Origin of the sequence: Bradyrhizobium sp. 23 (assembly GCF_023073295.1) — a bacterium.
Classification (GTDB): domain Bacteria; phylum Pseudomonadota; class Alphaproteobacteria; order Rhizobiales; family Xanthobacteraceae; genus Bradyrhizobium; species Bradyrhizobium canariense_D.
This window is the reverse complement of record NZ_JADPJF010000010.1, coordinates 36,200-45,011: the sequence shown is the minus strand read 5'-3', so window position 1 is coordinate 45,011 and position 8,812 is coordinate 36,200. Positions and strand designations below refer to the sequence as shown.

The following is an 8,812-nucleotide window of genomic DNA, read 5'->3' as shown; positions in this document are numbered from 1 at the left end:
TGGTGAAATACGTCGAGGCGGGCTGGCTCGGTCGCAAGACCCAGCGCGGTTTTTACGACTACCGCGGCGCCAAGCCGATTCCGACGAGATAAGGGGTTTCGTGCCGGGACATTGCGCAGCGCGTTAGCGATACGCAGCAGAGCCGGGAGACGGAGAAAGCCTACCTTACGGCGACTCGCGACAATTCATGTCCCGTTAACCGCCCGCCTCTAGGTTACCGCCGGTACGAGGGTTTGCGTAATGGACATGATGGCGATGGTCAGCAGCATGCTGGCCTCTCAGCAAGGCGCGCTGCAGTCGAATATCTCGGCGACGCTGATGAAGCAGAACGCGGATGCGGAGAAATCCACCGTCCTGACGCTGCTCGGCGCCGGACAGCCCTCGCTTGCCAATGTCGGCGCTGGCGTCGGCAGCAACCTCAACGTCACCGCCTAAAACATCATCGCTTAGAACGACGCTGCGGCTTTGCCCGTCGCAGCCCGGATCAGCTTGAGCGCATCCTCGCTCGCCCATTCCGCCGGCCCCGCGATCGTCGCGATCTCGCAGCCTTGAGGATCGACCAGCACCGAGGTGGGCATGCCCAAGGCCCGGCCTATCGCCTTAAGATCCTGAAAAACCTTGGCTTTCTGATCGCTGAAATAGCCGAGCCTGATGAGATTGGCCTCTTTCAGAAACGTCTTGGGCTTCTCGGGGTCGCGGGTGTCGATATTGATCGCCACCACCTCGAAATTCGGGCCCGAAAGTTTGCCCCGGAGCTCGTCCAACGCCGGCATTTCCTTGCGGCAGGGCACGCACCAGGTGGCCCAGAGGTTCACCAGCAGCGTCTTGCCGCGGAAATCCGACAGCTTCTTCGGCCTGCCGTCGGCGTCCTCGAAGGCCAGGTCCGGCAGCTTTAGCGGTGCGGTCGCCATGGTCAGCGCCGCCACCTCGCCATGGGCAAGCGGCGCGATCTTCTGTGCGGTGTTCACCGCGGCCCGGCAGGCGGGATCGCCGGAGGGGGCCCGGCCCAGGCCCAGCCCGTACAGCGCGGCAAAGCCAGCCAGGCCCCCGACCACCACGGTGGCGATGACCACGGGGATACGGCGCGTGGCCGACCGTGCTGTCCTTTGGTCGAGCCTGTCGTTGGGGTCGAGCATATCGTTTGTCATCCGGTCGCAGATATGGCTATCAGAGGCCTCTTAATACGGCTGGCAGCCGTCAGCAAACGTGCGGCGGCCACAGGCAAGGCGTGAGCAGGGGATCATGAGCAACAAGATGTGGGGCGGCCGGTTCTCGGAACGTCCCGACGAGATCATGGAAGAGATCAACGTCTCCATCGACGTCGATCGTCACCTCTTTGCCCAGGACATTGCCGCGTCCAAGGCCCACGCCGCGATGCTGGCCGCGCAGGGCATCATCACGGACTCTGATGCGAAAAATATCGGCAAGGGTCTAGACACGATTTTGTCAGAGATCGGCAAGGGCGCCTTCGAATTCAAGCGCGCGCTCGAGGACATTCACATGAATGTCGAGAGCCGCCTGTCCGAGCTGATCGGCCCTGCCGCCGGCCGCTTGCACACCGCGCGCTCGCGTAACGACCAGGTCGCGACCGATTTCCGTCTCTATGTCCGCGATGTCCTCGATGAGACCGACGCCTCGCTCGCCGCGTTCCAGCAGGCGCTGGTCGAGCGCGCGCTGGAGCACGCCGGAACGGTCATGCCGGGCTTCACGCATCTGCAGACCGCGCAGCCGGTGACCTTCGGCCACCATCTGCTCGCCTATGTCGAGATGGCCGCGCGCGATCGCGGCCGTTTCCAGGACGCGCGCAAGCGGCTGAATGAGTCCCCGCTCGGAGCTGCAGCGCTCGCCGGTACCTCGTTCCCGATCGACCGTCACGCCACGGCGAAGGCGCTCGGTTTTGACCGTCCGATGGCGAACTCGCTCGATGCGGTCTCCGATCGCGACTTCGTGCTGGAGACGCTGTCGGCGGCCTCGATCTGCGCCGTGCACATGTCGCGCTTTGCCGAGGAGATCGTGATCTGGACCTCGCCGCTGGTCGGCATGATCCGCCTCAGCGACAAGTTCACCACGGGATCCTCGATCATGCCGCAGAAGCGCAATCCTGACGCCGCCGAGCTGGTGCGCGCCAAGACCGGCCGCGTCATCGGCGCGCTCAATGGGCTGCTGATCGTCATGAAGGGCCTGCCGCTCGCCTATCAAAAGGACATGCAAGAGGACAAGCAGGGCGCCATGGAAGGCTTCGCCGCGCTGTCGCTCGCGATCCGCGCCATGACCGGCATGGTCCGAGATCTCGTGCCTGATGAAGCGAAGATGAAGCTTGCTGCAGGCGAGGGCTACGCCACCGCGACCGATCTTGCCGACTGGCTGGTGCGGACGCTGAAGATGCCGTTCCGCGAGGCCCATCACGTCACCGGCCGCATCGTCGCGAAAGCCGCCGAGGGCGGCGTGGCGCTGCACGAGCTGCCGCTGAGGGAGATGCAGGCAATCGAAGCGAAGATCACGAAAGACGTGCTTGGCGTGCTCTCGGTCGAATCGTCGGTGAAGAGCCGGACCAGTTTCGGCGGTACCGCGCCGAAGAACGTGGCATCGCAGGCCAAGGCCTGGCTGAAGCGGCTGGAAAAAGAGCGAAAATTGGGCTGAGGAGCAAAATTTCGCTTATGTTTCATGGTCATCCGGGTCTCGCCAGAGCGCGCCAATCTCTGTATGGTGCGCCGCGCGTAGTGGGGATTTCGTCGTGACGTCAAAGTTTCGCCCGGCCGGCTCGGGGTGGGCCATCATTGTCTTGAGCCTGACGGCGCTCGCGCTTGCCGGCTGTGGCCGCAAGGGCCCGCTGGATCTGCCGCCGACCGCCTCCAGCGCGTCAACGGCCAACGTCGCGCCGCCGACCGATACCGAGACCGAAGCCCAGAAGACGCCGAGCGTGTTCAACCCCACCTATGGCGCGGACGCCGCACCGGCGGCGACCAAGGGCAGGAAGAAACCGTTTATCCTCGACCCGCTCCTGGACGAAAGACCCAGCCGATAGGCTGGGGCAACTGAGCCAACGCCATGAATCATTTTGACTATCGCAACGGCGTGCTGCACGCCGAGGCGGTGAACCTGTCCGAGCTGGCTGCAACCGTCGGCACGCCGTTCTATTGCTATTCGACCGCGACGCTCGAGCGGCACTATCGCGTTTTCACCGACGCCTTCGCGGGCGAGAAGGTGCTGGTCTGCTACGCCATGAAGGCAAATTCCAACCAGTCGGTGCTGCGCACGCTGGCCAGGCTCGGCGCCGGCGCGGACGTGGTGTCCGGCGGCGAATTGAAGCGCGCGCTGGCCGCCGGCATTCCAGCAAGCAAGATCCTGTTCTCCGGCGTCGGCAAGACGGAAGCCGAGCTGCGCGCTGCGCTGGCGGCCGACATCCTCTGCCTCAATGTCGAATCCGAGCCCGAGCTCGAGCTGCTGTCGCGCCTTGCGACCGAGACCGGGAAGACCGCGCGGATCTCGATCCGTGTCAATCCTGACGTCGATGCCGGCACGCATGCGAAGATTTCGACCGGCAAGTCCGAGAACAAGTTCGGCATCCCGATCGCGCATGCCCGCGAGGTCTATGCCCGCGCCGCGAAGCTGCCGGGCATCGAGGTCACAGGCACCGACGTGCATATCGGCAGCCAGATCACCGACCTCTCCAAGATGGAGATCGCGTTCCGCATCCTCTCCGAATTCGTGCAGACGCTGCGTGCCGACGGCCACAACATCTCGCATGTCGATTTCGGCGGCGGTCTCGGCATTCCCTATTACATGGACCGCGAGGCGCCGCCGGCGCCCGACGCCTATGCCGCGATGGTCAAGCGCGTCAGCCACAATCTCGGCTGCACGCTGATGTTCGAACCGGGCCGCATGATCGTCGGCAATGCCGGCATCCTGGTCGCCAAGGTGATCTATGTGAAGCACGGTGACGGCAAGAATTTCGTCATCATCGACGCCGCCATGAACGATCTGATCCGCCCGACGCTGTACGAGGCCCATCACGACATTCTGCCGGTGACGCAGCCTGCGACGGGGGCCGCGACCATCATGGCCGACGTCGTCGGCCCGGTCTGCGAGACCGGCGACTATCTCGCACTCGATCGCACGCTACCGACGCCAAAGCCCGGCGACCTCATCGCCATCATGACCGCCGGCGCCTACGGCGCAGTGCAGGCCGGCACCTACAATACGCGGCCGCTGGTGCCCGAAGTGCTGGTGAAGGGCGACCAGTACGCGGTCGTGCGTCCGCGCATCGAGGTCGAGCAATTGATCGCGATGGATACGCCGGCGCCGTGGCTATGAGGCTGTGATTGTCCACGATGAGCGCAGCTAGCGCTGCGCCCATCGCTGCATTGACCCTACTTCTTGAACCGGTCCCTGATTGCGGCGAGGCCGGAATCATAGACGCCGCCGAGGGCATCGACCGCTTCCTTCTCCCGCCCCGGGTCGGGCGTGTAGATGCCGGTCCATGTCACCACCGATGCGCCTTCACCCTTTGCCGTGACCTTGATGGTCGACTTGTACTGGCTCACCGGCAGTGGGCTCGACAGGAACGCGTAGGAATAGCTGTAGTCTTTGTCGTTCCGCGCAGTCTGCGTCTCCACGAACGAGGCCTTGCCGTCCCTGGTGACGAGCGTCCGGGTTGGCGGCGACTTGCCGTCCGCAATGCACTGCCCCACCGGCGGCAGCCAATCCTTGATCGCGCAGAACGGCCCGATGACGGACCACACCTCGGCCGCAGCACTGCTGACCTCGATGCTCCTCGTCAGATTGGCTGCGGACGCCGGCATGACGCCGACGCCCAGGCCGAGGGTGCAAATCGCGGCGCTGCGAACCGAAACGAGCAATCTGGAAGCCGTTGAATCGTATTTCTTCATGGTAATCTCCTGTGTCCGGCGGGCCGCGATTGCGGCGGCCGGCTTGCCAATGCCGGTCGAATAGACGCTCACCACGGTCCGCGGCCAGTTCAGAGAATGAATCGCTGCTGATACAGAAACTGAACTAGGAAGCCGCGCGCCGCGGCCCTAAGGTTGCGCCTTCGCTTGTCACGGAGGCCCGCATGACCATCGGCAGCTACAGGCAGTTCTGTCCGGTCGCGATGGCGGCCGAGATATTGTGCACGCGCTGGACCGTCGTGCTGCTACGTGAACTCGTCGCCGGCTCGACCCGGTTCAACGAGTTGCGCCGCGGCGTTCCCCGCATGTCGCCTGCGCTGCTTTCCCAGCGCCTCAAGGAACTCGAAGCTGCAGGCATCATCATCCGCCAGCCGTCGGCTTCCGAGCGCGGCGTGATCGAGTATCAGCTGACCGCTTCCGGACGCGAACTCGGCCCCATCGTCGAGGCGTTCGGCATCTGGGGCCAGCGCCGCATCGAGTCGGATCTGTCGCTTCAGCATCTCGATGTCCAGCTGTTGATGTGAGACATGCGGCGGAATTTGAACACGACGCCGATGCCGACCCGCCGCAGCGTGCTGCAGTTCGCGTATCCGGAATTACCTTCGACGCAGCGATTGTGGTGGCTGATCGTCGATCCCGACGACAGTGTCGACCTCTGCTCGATTGATCCCGGTTTCGACGTTGACCTTTACGTGTCGGTTGATCTGCGCACCATGACGGCGATCTGGATGGGACTCGATTCCGTGCGGGCGGCCGCCGCAAGCCGGCGGATGCTGCTCACCGGCGATCGGCAGCTTGCCGCGGCCATGCAAAGTTGGCTCGGCCTTAGCCCGTTCGCCAAGGAACGCAAGCTGGCGAGCTGATCCAGGGCGGCGCAATTCAGTATTTGTATCGCCCCGCTACAGTTCCCGTACTGGCAAGTCCGCGCCGTGTTCTGGCACCAAGTGATGCCCGCCCTTCAACGCGGAGCTGAACTCGAGCCAGGAGACACGACATGACAGCGTATCTGATCGCGGACATCAAAGTGACTGACGGAAAGTGGGTGCCGGACTACGCCGCGTCCGTCCACGAGCTGGTGCACAAGCATGGCGGCAAGTATCTTTCCCGCAGCGGCAATGTGAAAACTCTTGAAGGTGCCCCTCTCGACACATCGCTGATCGCGATCATGTCTTTTCCCACGGCGAAAGCGGCGGAGTCCTTCGTTACTGATCCCGCCTACGGCCGATTCGCGGCAGCGCGCAGGGGCGGCAGCGAGAGCCGCTTCCAGTTGATCGACGATACGGACTTGGCCGGCACGATCCCCTATCTCGCCAAGGCTTGAACTGCGTCTTCGTCAAAAACCCGGCCGCAGGCGCAGACGTGCCCGGCCAACACAGGAGATCGAATGAACGATTCACTCGCCGGCGCCGGCCTGCTTCGCATGCTTTTCGTAGCTTGCAGCGTGGCCTTCGTGCTCGGACTCTCCGGCGTCGCGTCGGCCCGGGTCACACGGTGCGACATTACGTGGGTCAGCTGCAACAATACCTCTGCGAAATGCTCGAGCGAGAGACGGTGCATGCGCAGGTGCGACGAGAAGTATATCAAATGCAGCGGGGGCTCGGCCTCCCTGCAACCGGAGCAGCCGATCGACCTTCCGGAACTTGGCAGACGCCGCTCGTAGCAGATCGATCCAAGGAGGACAGCGCAGCGCCGGTCGTCGGCGCTGCGCTGTCGTGTTGGCGCTAGCCGGGTGGCCTGCCGCCCACCACAACGCCCGCCCTCTTCTCGATCGGCTTGATCGCCGCGGTGAAATCGGACTCGGCGCCTTCCGTGCTGATGACCGTCTCCCACAACCGGCAGACCGCCTCCGCGACCTCCATCGACAGGCCGAGCTGCTTCATCTCCTCCAGCGCCAGCCGCACGTCCTTCACCATCAATCCCGTGGCGAAGCCGAAGTCGAAGCTGCGCGGCAGCACCGAGCGCGGAAACTTGTCGCGGCTCGCGGTGTTCATGCCGGAGCCGGCATTGATGACGTCGATCATCACGGCGGGATCGAGCCCCGCCTTGACGCCCATCACCACCGCTTCCGAGGTCGCCACGATCGCGGTGGCCGACAAGAAGTTGTTGGCGAGCTTCATGGTCTGCGCCGCGCCGGGCTTCTCGCCAATGAAGAACACTTTCCCGATGACGTCGAGCGCGGGCTTGAGCAGCTCGAACTCGGTCTTCGGCCCCGAGACCATTACCGCGAGAGTGCCTTTCTCGGCGCCGCCGACGCCGCCGGAAACTGGGCAATCGATCTGCACGATGTCATGCTTGGCGAGCAGGCCGTGAATCTTCACCGCCATCGCTGAGCCGACGGTGGAGAGATCGACGAAGCGTTTGACGCGGCTTCCCTCGATCACGCCGTTCGGCCCCGTCGCAACCGCGAGCGAAGCCTGCAGCGAAGGCAGGCTCGCCATGACGGTCTCGACCTGGTCGGCGACGTCCTTCGGCGACGTCGCCGCAGTGGCGCCGCGCGCCACCAGCTTGTCGACGACCTCCTGGCGCGTGTCGAATACGACGAGCCGGTGGCCGGCCTCGATCAGCCGCCGTGCCATCGGGAAACCCATATTTCCGAGGCCGATGAATCCGATGTCCATGGTGTTTCCTTGTGGTGATTATTCGTTGTTGTTGATCGGCCCGTATCCATCCTCGGTGTCTTCCTGGCGAAAGCCAGGACCCATTACCCCAGGGAGACGTTTTGGCGCGAAGTGGCAACTCCGAGTGCCCGTAACCACACCTGCCAGTGGCTATGGGTCCGGCTTTCGCCAGGACGACATGGGGACGTCGCGTCCCCGTCCTTCACGCCGGCACCCCTCACGCCTTGCCGTCGATCTCCGCGAACACCTCGCGCGCGATTCGAAAACTGTCAACCGCGGCCGGCATGCCGCCATAGATTGCGACCTGCATCAGGATCTCGCGGATCTCGTCGCGGCTGACGCCGTTGGTGAGTGCACCCTTCAGATGCGCGCGGAATTCGTGCTGACGATTGAGGATCGCGATCATCGCGATGTTGAGCATGCTGCGGGTCTTGCGCGGCAGCTCCTCGCGGCCCCACACCGTGCCCCAGCAATATTCGTTGAGCATCTCCTGGAACGGACGGTTGAAGTCGTCGACGGTCTTCAGGGCGTTGTTGACATAGGCCTCGCCCAACACTGCTTTGCGGACTTCCAGGCCCTTGTCGTGCATCTTCTTGTCCATGGTGTTTCCTTTGTTTTCCTTGGCTGTCGGCGCGGAAATTACGGGGTTGCGGCGGGCCAGTCACGTCCTCGTGTTATGCGGGAAAAGGGGTGTCTCCCGTACAGGAACGGATGCCTCAGTGCTGCCGTTGTGGTACGCTTCTCTACCGGGCAACCTGGAGAGTTGATTGAACGGCGTCACCCCCGACCCGTCAGACCCGATCCGCGATGGCGACGCTCTGTCGCGGCTGAAGCTGGCGCAAGCCCTGCAGCGGGCCACTTATGCCATCGCGTGGGAGCGTGCCTGGCCAAATTTGGCGCGGCTTCTCACCGTCGTCGGTCTGTTCCTGGTGGTGTCCTGGGCCGGCCTCTGGCTGGCGCTGCCGTCCATTGCCCGCGCCATCGGTCTCGTCGTTTTCGCCGGCGTCGCGATTGTCACCCTGTTCCCGTTGAGTCGCTTCCGCTGGCCGAGCCGCGAGGAGGCGCTGGCCCGACTCGACCGCGGCTCCGGCATCCGTCACCGGCCGGCCACCACGCTGACGGACACGCTGAGCTCGCAGGACCCGGTTGCGCAGGCCTTGTGGCGGGCGCAGCGTGAGCGCACGCTGGCTTCGATCAAGCGCATCCGCGCCGGTCTGCCGAAGCCCCGGCTCGCTCTGCATGATCCCTGGGCGCTGCGCGCGCTGGTCATGGTGATGCTGGTTGCGA

Annotated in this window: 10 protein-coding genes and 1 pseudogene; 7 read left to right on the top strand and 4 right to left on the bottom strand. The window is 64.2% G+C overall.

What is annotated here, in order from left to right; genetic code table 11:
• The first annotated feature begins 240 nt into the window (after positions 1 to 240).
• Positions 241 to 435 carry a hypothetical protein gene (locus tag IVB32_RS01510; RefSeq protein ID WP_007615312.1) on the top strand — a complete coding sequence of 65 codons (195 nt, stop codon included), beginning with the start codon at positions 241 to 243 and terminating at the stop codon, positions 433 to 435.
• 11 nt (positions 436 to 446) lie between these two features.
• On the opposite strand, the gene IVB32_RS01505 is transcribed toward IVB32_RS01510, so the two are convergent.
• Positions 447 to 1,136: a TlpA disulfide reductase family protein gene (locus IVB32_RS01505; protein ID WP_247409624.1), complete on the bottom strand. Its 690-nt coding sequence runs from the start codon at positions 1,134 to 1,136 to the stop codon at positions 447 to 449.
• A 106-nt stretch (positions 1,137 to 1,242) separates the two neighbouring features.
• Between IVB32_RS01505 and argH the strand changes: the two genes are divergently transcribed.
• From argH to lysA, 3 genes are all read left to right on the top strand, one after another.
• Positions 1,243 to 2,640 carry an argininosuccinate lyase gene (gene argH, locus IVB32_RS01500; RefSeq protein WP_018453243.1) on the top strand — a complete coding sequence of 466 codons (1,398 nt, stop codon included), beginning with the start codon at positions 1,243 to 1,245 and terminating at the stop codon, positions 2,638 to 2,640.
• A gap of 94 nt (positions 2,641 to 2,734) precedes the next feature.
• The gene (locus IVB32_RS01495) at positions 2,735 to 3,025 is read left to right on the top strand and encodes a lipoprotein (RefSeq protein ID WP_007615309.1); all 291 of its coding nucleotides are present in this window, start codon (positions 2,735 to 2,737) and stop codon (positions 3,023 to 3,025) included.
• 23 nt (positions 3,026 to 3,048) lie between these two features.
• Positions 3,049 to 4,314 carry a diaminopimelate decarboxylase gene (gene lysA / locus IVB32_RS01490; RefSeq protein WP_018453245.1) on the top strand — a complete coding sequence of 422 codons (1,266 nt, stop codon included), beginning with the start codon at positions 3,049 to 3,051 and terminating at the stop codon, positions 4,312 to 4,314.
• Between the two features lie 56 nt (positions 4,315 to 4,370).
• Here the strand turns inward: lysA and IVB32_RS01485 are convergent, their stop codons facing one another.
• On the bottom strand, positions 4,371 to 4,889 hold the full coding sequence (locus IVB32_RS01485) for an SRPBCC family protein (RefSeq protein WP_026232494.1): 519 nt from the start codon (positions 4,887 to 4,889) through the stop codon (positions 4,371 to 4,373).
• A gap of 182 nt (positions 4,890 to 5,071) precedes the next feature.
• Here IVB32_RS01485 and IVB32_RS01480 point away from each other — a divergent pair.
• A pseudogene (locus tag IVB32_RS01480) lies at positions 5,072 to 5,770 on the top strand (helix-turn-helix domain-containing protein).
• Positions 5,771 to 5,901: 131 nt separating this feature from the next.
• A complete protein-coding gene (locus IVB32_RS01475) occupies positions 5,902 to 6,228 on the top strand; it encodes a DUF1330 domain-containing protein (RefSeq protein WP_018453248.1) in 327 nt (108 codons plus the stop codon).
• A 400-nt stretch (positions 6,229 to 6,628) separates the two neighbouring features.
• Here IVB32_RS01475 and IVB32_RS01470 read toward each other — a convergent pair whose 3' ends face one another.
• Positions 6,629 to 7,525, bottom strand: a complete 897-nt coding sequence (locus IVB32_RS01470) for an NAD(P)-dependent oxidoreductase (protein ID WP_018453250.1) — start codon at positions 7,523 to 7,525, stop codon at positions 6,629 to 6,631.
• Between the two features lie 217 nt (positions 7,526 to 7,742).
• Positions 7,743 to 8,126 (bottom strand): carboxymuconolactone decarboxylase family protein, encoded by a 384-nt coding sequence (locus IVB32_RS01465; RefSeq protein ID WP_007597318.1) that lies wholly within the window; start codon positions 8,124 to 8,126, stop codon positions 7,743 to 7,745.
• A 166-nt stretch (positions 8,127 to 8,292) separates the two neighbouring features.
• On the opposite strand from IVB32_RS01465, the gene IVB32_RS01460 reads away from it, so the two are divergent.
• Positions 8,293 to 8,812 (top strand): DUF4175 family protein (locus IVB32_RS01460; protein WP_247409622.1); only part of this gene is annotated, 520 nt, incomplete at its 3' end.

What these genes read in the sequence shown, in the direction of transcription:
- IVB32_RS01485 (WP_026232494.1), bottom strand. Translation starts at nt 4,889, where the DNA reads ATGAAGAAATACGATTCAACGGCTTCCAGATTGCTCGTTTCGGTTCGC.
- IVB32_RS01470 (WP_018453250.1), bottom strand. Translation starts at nt 7,525, where the DNA reads ATGGACATCGGATTCATCGGCCTCGGAAATATGGGTTTCCCGATGGCA.
- lysA (WP_018453245.1), top strand. Translation starts at nt 3,049, where the DNA reads ATGAATCATTTTGACTATCGCAACGGCGTGCTGCACGCCGAGGCGGTG.
- IVB32_RS01505 (WP_247409624.1), bottom strand. Translation starts at nt 1,136, where the DNA reads ATGCTCGACCCCAACGACAGGCTCGACCAAAGGACAGCACGGTCGGCC.
- IVB32_RS01510 (WP_007615312.1), top strand. Translation starts at nt 241, where the DNA reads ATGGACATGATGGCGATGGTCAGCAGCATGCTGGCCTCTCAGCAAGGC.
- argH (WP_018453243.1), top strand. Translation starts at nt 1,243, where the DNA reads ATGAGCAACAAGATGTGGGGCGGCCGGTTCTCGGAACGTCCCGACGAG.
- IVB32_RS01465 (WP_007597318.1), bottom strand. Translation starts at nt 8,126, where the DNA reads ATGGACAAGAAGATGCACGACAAGGGCCTGGAAGTCCGCAAAGCAGTG.
- IVB32_RS01475 (WP_018453248.1), top strand. Translation starts at nt 5,902, where the DNA reads ATGACAGCGTATCTGATCGCGGACATCAAAGTGACTGACGGAAAGTGG.